Origin of the sequence: Mesorhizobium sp. B2-6-1, from assembly GCF_006440475.1 — a bacterium.
GTDB lineage: Bacteria > Pseudomonadota > Alphaproteobacteria > Rhizobiales > Rhizobiaceae > Mesorhizobium.
Map to the genome: position 1 here is coordinate 41,520 of NZ_VFUH01000009.1, position 15,932 is coordinate 57,451.

At 63.1% G+C, this 15,932-nt stretch carries 20 protein-coding genes; 12 read left to right on the forward strand and 8 right to left on the reverse strand.

All coding sequences use genetic code 11. The annotated features are described in order from the left end of the window. Positions 1-72 precede the first annotated feature (72 nt). The gene (locus FJ443_RS18915) at positions 73-2,265 is read left to right on the forward strand and encodes an RNA degradosome polyphosphate kinase (protein WP_140494308.1); all 2,193 of its coding nucleotides are present in this window, start codon (positions 73-75) and stop codon (positions 2,263-2,265) included. Next, positions 2,265-3,800, forward strand: a complete 1,536-nt coding sequence (gene ppx / locus FJ443_RS18920; RefSeq protein ID WP_140515513.1) for an exopolyphosphatase — start codon at positions 2,265-2,267, stop codon at positions 3,798-3,800. Before FJ443_RS18915 ends, ppx begins: the two co-directional genes overlap by 1 nt. A 280-nt stretch (positions 3,801-4,080) precedes the next feature. On the opposite strand, the gene FJ443_RS18930 is transcribed toward ppx, so the two are convergent. The 4 genes from FJ443_RS18930 to FJ443_RS18945 all read right to left on the reverse strand — a co-directional run bounded on the left by FJ443_RS18930 (position 4,081) and on the right by FJ443_RS18945 (position 7,756). Further along, positions 4,081-4,485 carry a DoxX family protein gene (locus FJ443_RS18930; protein ID WP_140494304.1) on the reverse strand — a complete coding sequence of 135 codons (405 nt, stop codon included), beginning with the start codon at positions 4,483-4,485 and terminating at the stop codon, positions 4,081-4,083. Between the two features lie 172 nt (positions 4,486-4,657). Beyond that, positions 4,658-5,080: a DoxX family protein gene (locus FJ443_RS18935; protein ID WP_140494302.1), complete on the reverse strand. Its 423-nt coding sequence runs from the start codon at positions 5,078-5,080 to the stop codon at positions 4,658-4,660. A gap of 179 nt (positions 5,081-5,259) precedes the next feature. Continuing rightward, the gene (gene fumC, locus FJ443_RS18940) at positions 5,260-6,657 is read right to left on the reverse strand and encodes a class II fumarate hydratase (protein ID WP_140665354.1); all 1,398 of its coding nucleotides are present in this window, start codon (positions 6,655-6,657) and stop codon (positions 5,260-5,262) included. A 376-nt stretch (positions 6,658-7,033) separates the two neighbouring features. After that, the gene (locus FJ443_RS18945; protein ID WP_246675646.1) at positions 7,034-7,756 is read right to left on the reverse strand and encodes an NIPSNAP family protein; all 723 of its coding nucleotides are present in this window, start codon (positions 7,754-7,756) and stop codon (positions 7,034-7,036) included. Between FJ443_RS18945 and FJ443_RS31675 the strand changes: the two genes are divergently transcribed. From FJ443_RS31675 to FJ443_RS18980, 9 genes are all read left to right on the forward strand, one after another. Beyond that, positions 7,649-7,939 (forward strand): hypothetical protein, encoded by a 291-nt coding sequence (locus FJ443_RS31675; RefSeq protein ID WP_224671835.1) that lies wholly within the window; start codon positions 7,649-7,651, stop codon positions 7,937-7,939. The genes FJ443_RS18945 and FJ443_RS31675 overlap by 108 nt on opposite strands. Next, positions 7,936-8,601 carry a TetR/AcrR family transcriptional regulator gene (locus FJ443_RS18950; protein WP_140665356.1) on the forward strand — a complete coding sequence of 222 codons (666 nt, stop codon included), beginning with the start codon at positions 7,936-7,938 and terminating at the stop codon, positions 8,599-8,601. The genes FJ443_RS31675 and FJ443_RS18950 overlap by 4 nt, the downstream gene beginning before the upstream one ends. A gap of 110 nt (positions 8,602-8,711) precedes the next feature. Further along, entirely contained in the window at positions 8,712-9,845 is a 1,134-nt protein-coding gene (locus tag FJ443_RS18955; protein WP_140665359.1) for a metallophosphoesterase, read from the forward strand. A 491-nt stretch (positions 9,846-10,336) separates the two neighbouring features. After that, positions 10,337-10,546, forward strand: coding sequence for a cold-shock protein (locus FJ443_RS18960; RefSeq protein WP_010915421.1), 210 nt, complete (start codon positions 10,337-10,339; stop codon positions 10,544-10,546). A gap of 334 nt (positions 10,547-10,880) precedes the next feature. Continuing rightward, a complete protein-coding gene (locus FJ443_RS18965) occupies positions 10,881-11,108 on the forward strand; it encodes a hypothetical protein (RefSeq protein WP_140515521.1) in 228 nt (75 codons plus the stop codon). Beyond that, positions 11,108-11,512, forward strand: coding sequence for a hypothetical protein (locus FJ443_RS18970; protein ID WP_140494290.1), 405 nt, complete (start codon positions 11,108-11,110; stop codon positions 11,510-11,512). Before FJ443_RS18965 ends, FJ443_RS18970 begins: the two co-directional genes overlap by 1 nt. A 1-nt stretch (position 11,513) precedes the next feature. After that, on the forward strand, positions 11,514-11,681 hold the full coding sequence (locus FJ443_RS31210) for a hypothetical protein (protein ID WP_181167560.1): 168 nt from the start codon (positions 11,514-11,516) through the stop codon (positions 11,679-11,681). Positions 11,682-11,685: 4 nt separating this feature from the next. Beyond that, on the forward strand, positions 11,686-12,069 hold the full coding sequence (locus FJ443_RS18975) for a YkgJ family cysteine cluster protein (protein ID WP_140521623.1): 384 nt from the start codon (positions 11,686-11,688) through the stop codon (positions 12,067-12,069). Positions 12,070-12,146: 77 nt separating this feature from the next. Then, positions 12,147-12,758, forward strand: coding sequence for a LysE family translocator (locus tag FJ443_RS18980; protein ID WP_140494286.1), 612 nt, complete (start codon positions 12,147-12,149; stop codon positions 12,756-12,758). A 100-nt stretch (positions 12,759-12,858) separates the two neighbouring features. Here the strand turns inward: FJ443_RS18980 and FJ443_RS18985 are convergent, their stop codons facing one another. From FJ443_RS18985 to FJ443_RS19000, 4 genes are all read right to left on the reverse strand, one after another. After that, a complete protein-coding gene (locus tag FJ443_RS18985) occupies positions 12,859-13,137 on the reverse strand; it encodes a hypothetical protein (protein ID WP_140494284.1) in 279 nt (92 codons plus the stop codon). Between the two features lie 106 nt (positions 13,138-13,243). Continuing rightward, positions 13,244-13,618: a nuclear transport factor 2 family protein gene (locus FJ443_RS18990; RefSeq protein ID WP_140494282.1), complete on the reverse strand. Its 375-nt coding sequence runs from the start codon at positions 13,616-13,618 to the stop codon at positions 13,244-13,246. A 17-nt stretch (positions 13,619-13,635) separates the two neighbouring features. Further along, on the reverse strand, positions 13,636-14,082 hold the full coding sequence (locus tag FJ443_RS18995) for an OsmC family protein (protein ID WP_140494280.1): 447 nt from the start codon (positions 14,080-14,082) through the stop codon (positions 13,636-13,638). A gap of 36 nt (positions 14,083-14,118) precedes the next feature. Then, positions 14,119-15,129 (reverse strand): NAD(P)-dependent alcohol dehydrogenase, encoded by a 1,011-nt coding sequence (locus FJ443_RS19000; protein ID WP_140494278.1) that lies wholly within the window; start codon positions 15,127-15,129, stop codon positions 14,119-14,121. Positions 15,130-15,226: 97 nt separating this feature from the next. On the opposite strand from FJ443_RS19000, the gene FJ443_RS19005 reads away from it, so the two are divergent. Beyond that, entirely contained in the window at positions 15,227-15,838 is a 612-nt protein-coding gene (locus FJ443_RS19005; protein ID WP_140494276.1) for a TetR/AcrR family transcriptional regulator, read from the forward strand. The last annotated feature ends 94 nt before the right edge of the window (positions 15,839-15,932 follow it).

The window sequence follows — 15,932 nt, forward strand, 5'->3', positions numbered from 1 at the left end:
CAGCCAGGCGCAACAGCCTGGGCGCCGCCCGAAAAAGCGGCGAAGCAACCAGACGTGGGAAGAGCAGGAACCATGAACGAACTGAAGCCGGTCCAGAGCGAGTTCATCAATGCGGAAGCGGCAAGCCCGGAAGGCAATCCGGATCGTTTCGTCAATCGCGAGTTCTCCTGGTTGCAGTTCAACCGCCGCGTGCTCGAGGAATCGCAGAACACAAACCATCCGCTGCTGGAGAGGGTACGTTTCCTGTCGATCTCCGCGGCCAATCTCGATGAGTTCTTCATGGTGCGCGTCGCCGGCCTGGCCGGCCAGGTTCGCGAAGGCATCGTGTTGAGAAGTCCGGACGGGCGTACCCCCGAACAGCAGCTCGAACAGCTGCTGCGCGAGGTCGAACGGTTGCAGGAAGACCAGCAGAAGAGCCTTTCGGCGCTGACCGTGCTGCTCAACAAGGAAGGCATCGAGAGCATCACCCGCGACGCGCTGACCAAGGACGAGAAGGCCTGGCTGGAGGAGCACTTCCAGGACCAGGTGTTTCCTGTTCTCACGCCATTGTCGATCGACCCGGCGCACCCATTCCCGTTCATCCCCAATCTCGGCTTCTCTATGGCGCTGCAGCTTCGCCATCGCAAGAACGGCGAGGAGATGAGCGCGCTCTTGCGCCTGCCGGTGGCGCTGAAGCGCTTCATCCGCCTGCCGGACCGCAAGCACCATGTCCGCTTCATCCCGCTGGAAGAGGCGGTCGGCCTTTACATCGGCAAGTTGTTCCCGGGTTACGAGGTCAAGGGCTCCGGCACGTTCCGCATCATTCGCGACAGCGACATCGAGGTCGAGGAGGAATCGGAAGATCTCGTGCGCCTGTTCGAGACTGCGCTAAAGCGCCGCCGCCGCGGCTCCGTCATTCGCATCGAGTTCGACATGCTCATGCCGGCCGAACTGCGCGAATTCGTCGCCGGCGAACTCGGCGTTTCGTCGAGCCGCATCAGCGTCCTGACCGGCCCGCTGGCGCTCAGCCAGATTTCGGAGATCGTCGCCGTTGCCCGCGACGACCTCAAATTCACGCCCTACAATCCGCGTTTCCCCGAGCGCATCCGCGAGCATGGCGGCGATTGCTTCGCCGCCATCCGCGAGAAGGACATCATCGTCCACCACCCCTACGAATCCTTCGACGTCGTGGTGCAGTTCCTGCGCCAGGCGATGGCCGACCCGGAAGTGGTGGCGATCAAGCAGACGCTTTACCGAACCTCCAACGACAGCCCGATCGTGCGTGCGCTGGTCGACGCCGCCGAGGCCGGCAAGTCGGTGACGGCACTGGTCGAGCTCAAGGCTCGCTTCGACGAGGAGGCCAACATCCGCTGGGCGCGCGACCTCGAGCGCGCCGGCGTCCAGGTCGTGTTCGGCTTCCTCGAGCTCAAGACCCACGCCAAGATGTCGCTGGTGGTGCGGCGCGAGGACGGCAAGCTGCGCAATTATGTGCATCTGGGCACCGGCAATTACCATCCGGTGACCGCGCGCATCTACACCGACCTGTCCTTCTTCACCACCGATGCAACGATCGCACGCGATGTCGCCCAGCTTTTCAACTTCATCACCGGCTATGCCGAGCCGACCGCCGAAATGCGGCTGGCGATCTCGCCCTTCACGCTGAGGAACCGTATCCTGCAGCACATTTCCGATGAGGTCGCCCACGCACTCGAGGGACGGCCGGCACGCATCTGGATGAAGATGAACGCCCTTGTCGATCCGATCATCATCGACGCGCTCTACGACGCCAGCCGAGCGGGCGTCGAGATCGACCTGGTCGTGCGCGGCATATGCTGCCTGCGGCCGCAGGTGCCGGGCCTGTCGGAAAACATCAGGGTCAAGTCGATTGTCGGCCGTTTCCTCGAGCACAGCCGCATCTATTGCTTCGGCAATGGCCACGGCCTGCCGTCGGACGAGGCCGTCGTCTACATCTCCTCGGCCGACCTCATGCCGCGCAACCTCGACCGCCGCGTCGAGACCATGGTGCCGATCACCAACCCAACTGTGCATGAACAGGTGCTGGGCCAGATCATGCTCGGCAACATCATGGACAATCAGCAAAGTTTCGACGTATTGGCTGATGGAACCTCCCGGCGCGTCGTGCTCGAGGAGGGCGAGGAGCCGTTCAACGCACAGGAATATTTCATGACCAATCCGAGCCTGTCGGGACGGGGTGATGCGCTGAAATCGCATGCGCCGAAGCGGATCGCGCAATTCAAGCGCCGTAAGAAGAACGCTGCCGCCTGATGCTGTCCGATTCCCAGGGCCGGCTGCAGGATCGCCGACCGCTGTCCATCATCGACATCGGCTCGAATTCGATCCGCCTTGTCGTCTATGAGGGGCTGGCGCGCTCGCCGACCATGCTGTTCAACGAAAAGATGCTGGCGGGCCTCGGCCGCGGCATTGTGTCGACGGGGAAGCTCGACCCCGAGGGCGTGACACGGTCAATGGAGGAGTTCCGCCGCTTCCGCGCGCTCTCCGACCAGGCCGGCGCCGAGCACATGTACGTGCTGGCGACCGCGGCTGCCCGCGAGGCCGTCAACGGCCCCGATTTCATCCACCGCGCCGAAGACGTGCTCAAGACCGAGATCCGCGTGATCAGCGGCCGCGAGGAAGCCTACTATTCCGCGCTCGGCGTCATCTGCGGCTTTCATCCGGCCAACGGTATCGCGGGTGACCTCGGCGGCGGCAGCCTTGAACTGGTCGACGTCAATGGCGAAGCGATCGGCGACGGCATAACGTTGCCGCTGGGCGGCCTGCGCCTCCAGGATATGGCCAAGAACTCCCTCACGCAGGCAGCGAAAATCGTGCGCGACGAGCTGGGGCGGGCGAAGCTGCTCAAAGGCGGGCAAGGCAGGCCTTTCTATGCCGTCGGCGGCACCTGGCGAAATCTCGCCCGGCTGCACATGGAGATGACCAACTATCCGCTTGGCGTCATGCACCACTACGAGATCGGCGTCGAAAGTGCCGCCAATTTCCTGCGGCAAGTGGCGAAAGGCGAGATCGAGAAGATCAAAGGCATCGAGGGCGTTTCGAAGAACCGCCGCTCGCTCCTGCCTTACGGTGCCATCGTGCTGCAGGAGATCATGGCGGCGATGCAGCCGTCGAAGATCATCGTCTCGGCGCTCGGCGTGCGCGAAGGCTTCCTCTATTCGCTGCTCGACCAGGCCGAGCAGAAGGCCGATCCGCTGATCTCGGCATCGGAGGAACTCGCCCGGCTGCGCTCGCGCTCGGTCACCCATGCGCATGAACTCGTCGACTGGACGGCCAAGACCTTTGCCGCTTTCGGCATCGACGAGACCGAGGACGAGGCGCGCTACCGCCACGCGGCGGCATTGCTGGCCGACATCGGTTGGCGCGCGCATCCCGAATATCGCGGCAAGCAATCGCTCAACATCATCGCCCACGCCTCCTTTTTCGGCGTGGACCACCCTGGCCGCGCCTATCTGGCGATGGCCAACGCTTATCGGCACGACGGCATCTTCAACGAAGCCATCGCGCCCGAGATCAAGGCGCTGGCGACACCGCGCTATCTGGAGCGAGCGCGGGTGCTGGCGGCATCGATGCGCGTCGTCTACCTGCTGACCGCCTCGATGCCCGGCGTCATGCCGAGACTGAAATGGGAGCAGCGCGGCAATGGCGTGCTGGCGCTGGTCTTGCCGGCATCGCTGGCAGATCTCTATGGCGAGCGCCCGGCCGGGCGCCTGGCGCAACTGGCGCGAATTACCGGCCGCCGCCTGGTACTGGCGGTCGAGGGTGGGCCGAGCGTTTCGGTGAAATAGGTACGGCCTACCAGAGCGTGAGTTATCTGATCCACGCCGATATTGACCAACTCAATCGCGCCACTTGTTCAGCGGCTTCGTGTTTGAAGACCGGCTTCCCCCACTCCGTCTTGGCTTCGCCAAGCCACCTCTCGCCCGTCGATCGGGGGAGAGGTGTCGAGCGCAGCTCGACGGAGTGGGGGTCGACTTGACACGGGCGTTGGCTTGGCTCGGGCATTGAGAGTCCAACCCGGGGCATTTGTCTGGTTGGTTCCGGGCCTGCCCTTGGATTTAGGCGATATCAAACAGCAGCCCGCCCGTCGACCGACCAGGCGCCGGCGCCGGCCATGGCGAGCGCCAGAAAGCCGCCCGATATCGCGATGTCCTTCATCAGCATCTGCTGGTGCAAGAAGGCAAGCGTCGCATCATCGGCGCCCTGGCCGTAATGGCCGATGAAGCCGGCAACGATGCAGAAGGCGGCCAAAAGCAGAGCCACGATCCGGGTCTGGAAGCCGATGAGTATCAGCAGTCCGGCGATCAGCTCGAACAGGCCCGTGCCCCACGCGGCGAGCCCCGGGAGCGGCAGGCCAAGGCCGGCGAAATAGCCCGATGTGCCGGCAATGTCGGCGAGCGCATGGAAGCCTGACGGTACGAACAGCGCGGCAAGCAGCAGCCGCGAAGCCAGAAGCAGTGCGTTGCGAGGCATGGTCACCTCCGTTGTCGGTTGGCCGGTTTGGGCCTTTACCCACCCCGGACCGATCGATCCTACCACCAATGCCCCGGCAAATCCGGGCGCTGAATTGAGGCTTCTGGACCGACAACGAAACAGTGGCGCGGAAAATTCCGCGCCACTGCTGTCAAAGACGGGGGAGGGAAGTTCAGCCGCGCTTGGCGTCGACCGAATAGGCGCCGGCGCCTGAGGAAGCCAGCACGAGGAAGCCGCCGGTGATCGCCAGGTTCTTCATGAAGTTGATCATCTGCATCTGGTCGGCCCAGCCGGTGTGGGCGACCAGGGCCGTGGCGACGGTGAAGATCGCCAGCACCCAGGCGGCAATCCGGGTCTGGAAGCCGACGAGAATGGCCAGACCGCCGAGCAGTTCGATGAGGCCGACGACGATGGCCGTCACGGTCGGCAAGGGCAGGCCGAGGCCGCCGAAATAGGCCGCGGTGCCGGAAAGGGCGCTGAGCTTGCCGAAACCGGAAAGCAGGAAAATGACCGCGAGCAGGATGCGGCCGAGCAGGATCGTGACAGAACTGTTGGACGCGGTGCCGGTGCCGGCGAAGGAAGTGTTGGTGGACATGGTGGCTCTCCGAATGGGGTTGATCGCCCGTCAGATAGATCATGCTGACTGTTCACCAAAGCCGCCTGTCTGGCGACACATTGTTCACAGGACATACGTTTCCGTGAACCGGTGAAAAACGGAAATTCGTGCCGGTCGATGCGGTGGCGGGAGCATATTTTCCCGCCGAAAAAGTGCCTTCACCCAGGATGGGTCATATCTTCCGGCCGCACGATCCGATCGTAATCGGCTTCGCTGACCAGCCCGGTGGCCAGCGCTTCCTCGCGCAGCGTGGTACCGTTCTTGTGCGCGGTCTTGGCGATCTTGGCGGCGTTGTCGTAGCCGATGGTGGGCGCAAGCGCCGTCACCAGCATCAGCGAGCGGTCGAGGGCCGCCTTGATGTTGTCTTCGCGCGCCTCGATGCCGACGACGCAATTGTCGGTGAAGGAGACCGAAGCGTCGGCGAGCAACTGCACCGATTGCAGGAAGTTGTAGGCCATCAGCGGGTTGTAGACGTTGAGCTCGAAATGGCCTTGGCTGCCGGCAAAGGTGAGCGCCGCATTGTTGCCGAACACCTGCACGCAGACCTGGGTCATCGCTTCGCACTGCGTCGGATTGACCTTGCCCGGCATGATCGAGGAACCAGGCTCGTTTTCCGGCAGCGACAATTCGCCAAGGCCCGAACGCGGGCCGGAACCGAGGAAGCGGATGTCGTTGGCGATCTTGAACAGCGCGGCGGCAGCGGCGTTGATGGCACCGTGCGAGAATACCATGGAATCATGGGCGGCGAGCGCCTCGAACTTGTTCGGCGCTGTGACGAAGGCGATGCCGGTGATGGCTGCGATGCGATCGGCCACCAGCTCGGCGAAGCCGACGGGCGCGTTGAGGCCGGTGCCGACGGCGGTGCCGCCCTGCGCCAGTTCCTGCAGGCCGGGCAACGTCAGCTCGATGCGCTTGATCGACGAAGCGACCTGCGCGGCGTAGCCCGAGAATTCCTGGCCCAGCGTAAGCGGGGTGGCGTCCTGCGTGTGGGTGCGGCCGATCTTGATGATATGGTTGAACTCTCTGCTCTTGGCGGCGAGCGCCTTGTGCAGGTGCTTCAGCGCCGGCAACAGGTCATGCACGATGCGTTCGGCGCAGGCGATGTGCATGGCGGTCGGGTAGGTGTCGTTCGACGACTGGCTCATATTGACGTGGTCGTTCGGGTGCACCGGCTTCTTGGAGCCCATGACGCCGCCCAGCATCTCGATCGCCCGGTTGGAGATCACCTCGTTGGCGTTCATGTTGGATTGCGTACCCGAGCCGGTCTGCCAGACCACCAGCGGGAAATGGTCGTTGAGCTTGCCGTCGATGACTTCTTGAGACGCTTCGACGATCGCCTTGCCGATCGCCGGATCGAGCCGCTTCAGCTCCATATTGGCTTCCGCCGCCGCCCGCTTGACGATGCCGAGCGCGCGCACGACGGATGCCGGCTGCTTTTCCCAACCGATCTTGAAATTGCCGAGCGAACGCTGCGCCTGCGCGCCCCAATAACGGTCGGCGGCGACCTCGATGGGACCGAACGTATCGGTTTCGGTTCTGGTCTTGGCAGCGCTCACGGCAAGTCTCCGGTCTGTCGATTTGGGCAACGGCGTATCGCGTTGCACAAAACGCATCAAGCGGAGATTGCGGGCGATGAAGATGCAAATCGGTTGAAGACGGAGCCAATCTCCCCGCTCGTGGGGAGATGCCCGGCAGGGCGGCGGGGGCGCGAAGGAACGCTATCTGTCGTCATTCAACTGCGTTCAGGTTAGAACAAGCGCGGAAGTGCAATCGAATGAGAGATCGGCGGGACAGCGCCCCCCTCTGGCCTGCCGGCCATCTCCCCCACGAGGGGGGAGATCGGCTGTCCACTCACTCCGCCGTATACCCGCCGTCCACCGCAAAGACGCCGCCCCGCCTCTGATCAGACGCCGTCTCCGGGCGGACTGGAGATCAGCAACAAAGCCGCGAGCGCGATGTCGCCGACAGGCGCACGGTTTCGGTTGGTCTGGCCAGGTCATGTCGGACGGCGTGCGAGAAGGCCTGCCATGCAGGTGAGGCGGCAAGCGCGGTTTCATGCTGGGCCTGCGCTTCTTCGCCATCAAAACCCATCACACTGATGAAAACATTCTCACTCGCTCGCACCGGCAGGCGTGGAAAGCTGTTTTCCGCATGCTCCGTGACGAAAGCGGCGAGCAGCCGCGCACCGGGTGACGCCGTCATCGGCGCCAGCTTGGCCTCGAAGCGGCTGGCGAACGCGGCCTCTGCGCCCGGCCGCAAATGATAAATCCGAATCACGACCATCCCTGACAGCGGCGTGCTTCTGCCTGGCTTTTCGTCGGCAGCCAAGCCCGCGCGCAATGCGCCGGAGAGATCGAAGCCAGCCCCGGTCCACGCAGGTTTGAGCAGCAGCACATCGTCGGAATCGATCATCGTGGCGTTGGCGGCATTGCGGTGCGCTGCCCATTCCGGACCGTCATAGAAGGCGCTCAGGGCACGTTTGCGCGCCTCCATGTCCTCGAAACCGCGCAGCCAGACGAACATGTCGGGGCGATCGAGATCCCGGAATTGGCCGATGATGGTCATCCCGGCCTCTTCCTGGCCTTCGATCAGCTTGCCGTCAAAGAGGTCGATAAGGGTATCGCGTTTGCCGGGTTTCAGCGTGTACTGCCGCAGTTCGACGACCGGGGAGGCGAGCGCTGCTGTCTCCGATGTGGCACTCAGGGGCAGGCTCATAAGCTCGTCTCCAAAAACAGGGTGATCATCCTGTTTTATAAAACAGACCGGTTGTCCTGTTTTGTCAATCTGCTAGCTTCTTTTTCTTCCCTCCTGGAGGGGCACGGTGGAGATTCCCGATGACAGGGCATGCCCAGAAGCGCACCAATGATCCCGAAGGCATGCGCAACAGAGTGCTCGATGCCGCGCAGGAGTCCTTTCAGGTACGCGGCTATCACGCGTCCAGTCTCGGCGATCTGATGGCGGTGGCGGGTGTCAGCGGCGGCGCGTTGCATCATCATTTCCCGACCAAGAAAGCGTTGGCGCTGGCGGTGATCGAAGAGCGTGTGGCCGCGGCGGTCGAAGAGACATGGATGGCGCCTTTGCGGGCGGCCGCTTCGGCGCGCGAAGGCGTGCGTGCAGCCTTCGAAGCCGTGGCGGCGGAACTTGAGCAACAAGGCTTCGTGCGCGGCTGTCCCCTCAACAACCTTGCACATGAACTGTCGCTCGCCGATGCCGAATTGCGCGCCGCCCTTGCCGGCATTTTTGCCGGCTGGCGCCAGGCGATCGCCGACAAGGTCCGGGCTGATCAGCAGGCGGGCAGGGAGCAGGACACCGACCCGCAGCGTTTCGCCGCCCTGGCCGTCGCGGCCTATTCCGGCGCGATGTCGATGGCCAAGACGGCGCAGGATGCCGGCATGTTGCGCGATTGCCTGGCGGGGCTGGAGCAGAATGTCGCCCAAGCTTCGCCCATGGCCGCAACGAGGCGGCGTCGCAGGATATTGCTGCCACCGGGAAACCTTTGATGCCGAGGACGGGAACGATCCCTACAACTCAGTTCCGTTCTGGGGGAGGGCAGCCGTGGACCGGGCGCTGAACTTTACTGCTGACCGGTGTCCGTGCTGAACTTCAACCCATGATGAAGCGCTTCTCACCAAAATCGGTATCACGACGCCGTTTTCTGGCGCGGGCCGCCGGTCTTGCCACGGCCCTTGCGCTTCCACGCCCGGCGCTCGGCCAGACCGGGCAGCGCATTCAGCCTGTCGACGCCACCTTCCTGTTCATCGCCGATGTCCATGCCTGCCGCATGGCCAGCGGCTTGAGTCCCAATTGCCAGCAGGAAGGCAAGACCGACGCTGCCTTGCTGCGCAATGTGGCGGCTCTGAACGGCATTGGCGACAAGACATGGCCCGTCGAGATCGGCGGCGTCCCGACGGGCCTACGCTCCGCCGGCAGCCGAATCGGCACGCCGCTCGGCCTCGTCATCGGCGGCGACATGACCGACGATGGCGGTGGTCAGATCACCCAGCCGAGTGAAGGCACGCAATTGCTGCAATTCAGCCAGCGTTACCAGCAAGGCATGGGGCCTGACCGCGTGCATGTTCCAGTCTATGTCGGGCTCGGCAATCATGACCTCGACCAAAACGGCCCGCGGCATCACGTTGACTGGTACCGGCGCGAAATGCGCGACTATGTCGAAGTCAATCACCGTGCCGGCGTGTTCTTCAAGCCACCGGTTCCAGCCACCGACTACGATGTCGAGACCGACTGCTATGCGTGGGACTGGGGCGGGCTGCATCTCGTCCAGACCCACCGTTTCGCTGGCGACACCGGCCATGGCGCGGACAGCAGCCTGCCCTGGCTGAAGCAGGATCTGGCGACCTATGCGGCGGACGGCCGCCCGGTCATCCTGTTTCAGCATTATGGCTGGGATAATTTTTCGACTGAGCGATGGGATCCCGCCAAAAAGGCGTTCGACGACGACGGCAAGAGGCCGCCGCATTGGTGGAGCGATGCGGACCGTCAGGCACTGCTTGCGGCCCTGAAAGGCTACAACGTGATTGCCATCTTCCATGGCCATCAGCACGAGGTGCCGATGATCTATCAGCGCGACGGCCTTGATCTCTTCAAGCCAAAGGCGGCCTATATGGGCGGGTTCGCACTGGCGCGGGTCACCAATGATGGCATGGATGTCGTGCTGGGCGAAGCCAGCGACGATCACGGCGGGGTCACATTCACCAACGCCTTCAGCAAACCGTTCCAGACATGAAAGCCCGCGGCGGCCTTTTCGTCCCGGACGCTGACTGACGTCGACCTGGCAGTGCGCTCGGGCCTCGGCCTCCGCTACGAGATGCCGCCGATGATGACCGCCGCGATGTAGGGGCCGAAAGAAAACGCCCCTCGCACCTTTTATCGTGCGGGGGGCGTCTTTGCCGTTCGCTTTTCCTTCGATTGCTCTCGTGAATTGCTGACGACAACCATGAAACGTGCTTCGACCGAAATGGCTCCCGGCGCGTCCAGATTTTTTTAGGGCCGCTTTGTTCAGTGCCCGATTGGCGTGAACCGTCGCGGCGGGTGAGCCAAGAATTGACATGGCCGTTTAAATAGCTTACAAGACCTTTGTCGATATTTGTTGACTGACTTTTGTTATCCGCGCTTTGCAGCGCGCCTTTGACGAACTTCCCACATCAAAAATCGAGACAAACGACGTTGTGCATCCGCATGACGGCGAACGAGTATTTGCCATGGAAAGGGTTCGTCATGAGCACCGGCACAGTTAAATGGTTCAACGCCACCAAAGGTTTTGGTTTTATTCAGCCTGACGACGGCTCTGCCGACGTTTTCGTCCACATCTCGGCCGTAGAGCGCGCCGGCATGCGTGACATCGTCGAGGGCCAGAAGCTCGGCTACGAGATGGTCCGCGACAACAAGTCCGGCAAGATGTCGGCCGACCAGTTGAAGGCGGCCTGAAAAAGGATTCAGCCTTCCCGGTGACCACGGATGTACTGGCACTGGTGAATGGCGAATTCGGGCGCATGGCGGCGGAAACCTGAGTTTTCGCACGCTGCGTGCCGGAGCGTCCTGTGCATCCACTGGATGCGCGACGCTCTCATGGAAGGTCAGGCGGTGCCTGGCCTTTTTCACTTTGTGGGTCTCGCCGCCGAAAATGCGCTGCGCGTCGGCCTGAACGTGCTAAGGGACGCTCCAGCAAGTTGAATCCGCCGCCCCAATGCTTTTGTGCGTGGGTCCTGACTGAAGACCGGTCTTGCCCTATCGGCACGAGACTCCTGACAGGAGAAAGATTTTGACCGCCAATTCGAAAACAGCTGCTGATCAGGCAGTGCCCTTGTTCAGCAAGACGCAAACCCAGTCGATGTCGCTCAACCGCATCATTTCCGAACGCGATGCCCTTACCCAGGCGCGTGAAGCCAAGACCGCGCGTTTGCGCGAACTGCGCCTGGAAAAAGAGGCAGATGAAATGGCTGCGGCGGCCGCACAGGCGGCGTTGCCGAAACGGGCCGGAAGACGCTGATGGCGACGAAGCGTGTGCCGGCGACACCAATCGCCGCTGATGCGACCATCGCCGATATGGTCGAAACATTGGACAAGCCAGTCGAATATGTCCGGCGTGTGCTGGAAAAACTCGAACGCTGCAAGCGCGTCCATGGCGATGCACAGGTGCGCGTCGGCGTGCGGGGCCGCGCCGAGTGCCCGAACTATTTGATCGAATATGTCCGCCAAGACGCCAAGACCCGCGAGCCGGTGACCCATCAGGACGCCGCCTACAGCGGCAGCACGCATCGCGAACTGGCGCCGCATCACATCGCGGAGGCGAGGAACTGGTCGCCTGAGGAAATGAACATAACGGCGGTTTCGGCCCTGATCGGCCGTTTGCGCAGTCCGCGCGCACCATCGCGCTTCGCCGACGAGGACTGAGATGGCCATAAAATTCTCCGCCAAGGACCAACCGCCGGCGCCCGCCGCCGCTGCAAAGCCGGTCAAGCCGGCTGCCGCGCCGAAGGCCGATGCAGCTGCCGAGGCCGCGACCGATCTATTCAAGTCGCCGGCCGAGGCGCCGTCGCGCAAGGCAGGCAAGAAGAAATAGCGCCTTGCCGCAAGACGCCGACCGCAATCCTGCTGCGCAGGGGCTGTTCAACCCGGTGGCCGCAGCCAGCCTTTCATCGTCGCAACGAGGCACCGTCCCGGCATTTGATTGCCAGAGCTGCGGCGCCTGTTGCTCCTACTCGGCCGAGTGGCCGCGCTTTTCCACCGAGGACGACGCGCACCTCGACCGTATCCCGGACAAGTATGTCGCGACCGATCTGTCGGGTATGCGTTGCGAGGGCCCGCGCTGTTCGGCCCTCTGTGGCGAAGTGGGCAAGGCAACCGCTTGCGGCATCTACGAGCTGCGCCCGGATGTCTGCCGCGCCTGCATGCCCGGCGACGAGGATTGCCTGATGGCGCGTCGGGCGCACGGGCTGCCTGTCCTCTGATCTGACGGCGCCGCGGCTTGTGCGCGGGGATTTCGCTGCTACGCTGCCCGCCGGGCAGCACAGCGGAGGACCAAATCGTGAGCATCGAATTCTTGTTGACGTCGCTGATCGTGGTGGCTTCGCCCGGCACCGGCGTCCTCTACACGCTGAGCGCCGGGCTTTCCCGCGGCGCCCGCGCCTCAATCGTCGCCGCTTTCGGCTGCACGCTCGGCATCATCCCGCATATGGCTGCCGCCATCACCGGCCTCGCCGCGCTCCTGCACACCAGCGCGGTCGCCTTCGAGACGCTGAAATATCTGGGCGTCGCCTACCTCCTTTACATGGCCTGGAACACGCTGAAGGAGAGGGGTGGTCTGAACGTCGAGGACAATGTCGCGCCGCGCTCCACCGGCAAGGTGATTGCGAGAGGCATCCTCGTCAATGTGCTCAACCCGAAGCTGTCGATCTTCTTCTTTGCCTTCCTGCCGCAGTTCGTCAGCACGACCGAGCCGCACGCGCTGTCGAAGATGCTGGAACTGAGCAGCGTCTTCATGCTTTTGACCTTCGTCATCTTCGTCGGCTATGGCATCTTCGCCGCCTCGATCCGCAGCCATGTCGCGTCGCGGCCGAGGGTGCTGACCTGGATGCGCCGCACGTTCGCCGGCGCTTTCGTCATGCTCGGCGCCAAGCTTGCGCTGGCGGACAGGTAGAATTCGTTCGCCTCGCCTTGGCACGAAATCGATGCCGAACAATGAGAAGGCGAGCCTTGGCCCGCCTTCTTTTGTTCTTCAACTCCGGACTAGCCGGCAATCATTTGTTCGCGCCGCCGAGCGCCTTCAATTTTTCGCAGAACGGGGCATACGGCTTGCTCATCGCCGCATCCTGACATTCCTTCATCATCATGGCTTGGTCGTCCTTGGACATTTTTGCCCAGGCGGCTTTCATCTCGGCGTCGGATTTCATCGTCTTCATGCTCGCATCGGTGAAGAACGGTTCCATCATCTTGGGCGAGTCGAGCGCTCCGGCAAGTGCCGTGCCGCTGAGAACGGTCAACGCGAGTGCTCCAAAGCAGGCGGTTCTGATGTTCATGACATTAGTCCTCCCTATGGTCTTTCTCGATCGTCGAATGGCGGTCGGACTCTATTCCTAGCACAAACCGATGTGTATTAGGAGTAACTCATATGGTGAAGCCGGCCTATCCCTTGACGTAGCCCATCGCCTCGACGATCCGCCCGCCCTCGACGCGCATCAGATTGACGCCGCGCAGCGAATTGCCGTCCGCCATCCAGTAGCGCCAGCGGATCGTCGCCCGCTCGCCGGCGACGAAGGTCTCCTCGATGTCGAAGCGCGTGCCGGGCTGGGTCGCGATCGCCGTCCATAGCCCGACGCAGGCCGCCTTGCCGGCATGGCGCGCACCGTCCGGTGCCGGCACGGTGTTTTCAATCACGCAGTCCTCGCCCACCAACTCGGCAAGCGCCGACGGATCGTGCAACTGGAACACATCGTTGAAGCGCCGCATGATCTCGGCTGTCCGCCGCGACTCTGGATGACCGTCCATGATGCTGCTCATCTCGTACTTCTCCTGATTCATTGTTGCGCGGCGGTACCCACGAGGGTCGCCTTGAGGTTGATCTGGGCCACGCCGGCCAGCGCGCGCGAAACGAGACAGCTCGCCTTGGCGGACTGGGCAAGGCGCTCGAACTGGTCTTCGGCGAGCCCCGTGACCTCCACCGCCGTTTCAAGGTCGATGCGGGTGATGGTCGGCCCGGCCTCGGTCGCTCCGAGGTGCACCCTGGCGATGGTGCGGATGTCCCGGGGAACATGACCTCCCTGGCCAAGGATGAAGGTCAGCGCCATCGAGAAACAGCCGGCATGCGCGGCCGCGATCAGTTCTTCCGGGTTGGTGCCGGGGCCGTTCTCGAAACGCGACGGAAAGGAATAGGCGCCTTCGAACACACCGCTGCCGAGCCGCAGCCGGCCTGAACCTTCCCTCAGCGTGCCTTGCCACTCGGCCGAAGCTTCACGAATTGTCATTGCTGTTCTCCCTTCTGGTTCGATCGATATGAAAGATCAGGCTCCGTCGATGACGACCTTCCCGAAGACGTCGCCCTGCTGGAAATAGCGGTAGGCGTCGCGGGCCTCGGCGAAGGGGAAGACCTTGTCGATGACCGGTCTCAACCGGTGCGCCGAGACGGCGTTGAGCATCGTTTCGAGGTTTGCGCGGCTGCCGACGAACAGACGGCCGATTGTGACGAGGCTGCGCTGATAGACGGCGCCGGGGATCTGCACCGTTGCGCCCTTCGCATCCTGAATGGTGAGCAGCACGATGCGCCCATAAAGCGCGCTGGCGATCAGCGACTGCGCGAAGGTCGGCGGGCCGCCGGTTTCGACGGTAAGGTCGATACCGCCGGTTTCGCCACGCACCATCGCCCCCCATTCCGGCATGTCGGTCGAGGAGACGACGAGGTCGGCCCCCATCGCCCGCAGCTTGCCGACCTTCTCGGCGCGAGAGGTGACGGCGACGACGCGGCAGCCGAGCAGCTTGGCGAACTGCAACGCGAACAGCGAGACGCCCCCCGAGCCTATGACTAGAACCCATTGGCCGGGCTTGGGAATCTCCGCCCCGGTCAGTGCGTTCCAGGCTGTCAGGCCGGCGCAGCTCAGCGTTGCCGCCTCGCGCCAGTCGAGATGCTCGGGAACTCGCACCGCCCATTGCTCGTCAAGCACGGCGTACTCGCCGAGCATGCCATCCAGCGTGCAGCCGAGCTGGTCGATCAGTCCGGCATTGATGCGGCCATCGATCCAGCGGGCGAAATAGCTGCCGGTGACACGGTCGCCGACGGCAAAGCGTGTGACATCATCGCCGATGGCGACGACCTCGCCGGCGCCGTCGCTGAGCGGAACGATCCCGCGGCGCGGTGTCAGGGGGTAGGTGCCATTGAGGATCATCGTATCGCGTCGGTTGAGCGAGGTGGCGCGCACCCGCACCACGATCTCCTGGGGACTTGGCTCCGGTCGCACCTCTTCCCGCATCACCAGACATTCGGTTCCGCCCAAACCCTCAAGACGATAGCTGCGCATTTCGGCTCTCGATTATATAGACTGATCTACATATTATGTAGACCAGTTGTCATATTTCTGGCAAGGCTTATAAGGATCTCTCCTGACAGAGGTTGACATGGCGAACGATACGAGAGCCCGCATACTCGAAACGACCGGATTGCTGCTCAGGCGGCGCGGCTATCACGGCACTTCGCTCAATGACATACTGAGCGCCAGCGGCGCCCCGCGCGGCTCGCTCTATTTCCACTTTCCCGGTGGCAAGGATCAGCTGGTCGTCGAAGTGACGCGCGCCAGCGTGGCTGAGGTGACTGAGAGGCTTGGCGCCGAGCTGGCGGCGGAAAGCGATCCGGCGGTTGCCGTTCACCACATTTACCAGTCGGTCGCTCGCATGCTGGAGGACAACGAATTCTCGCTCGGCTGCCCGATCGCGCCGGTCGTGCTCGATGCGCCGAACGACGTGCCGGACTTGGAGGAAATCTGCCGCTCCGCTTTCGAGCAGTGGATCGGCCTGCTGCGCCAGGCGTTTGTCAGGGCAGGGGTGGTCGAGCGCCGCGCACGGGCGCTGGCGCTGTTGGTCGAGTCCTCGCTGGAAGGCCTGATGGTGATTGCCCGCGCCACCCGCGATCGCTCATCGATCAACGTCGTGGCCGATGAGGTGGCTACCCTGATCGAGCAGGCAGTCCTCGCCGGCAAGGCGACGCGGCAAGCGGAGAGCACTGCTGTCTGACGCTGGTTCCAACCGACTACGCTGAAGCAAAGCCTGAATGTGCAAAGAAAAGGGCGGCATCGCTGCCGCCCTTTCCGCATGCATAAAGCAGATG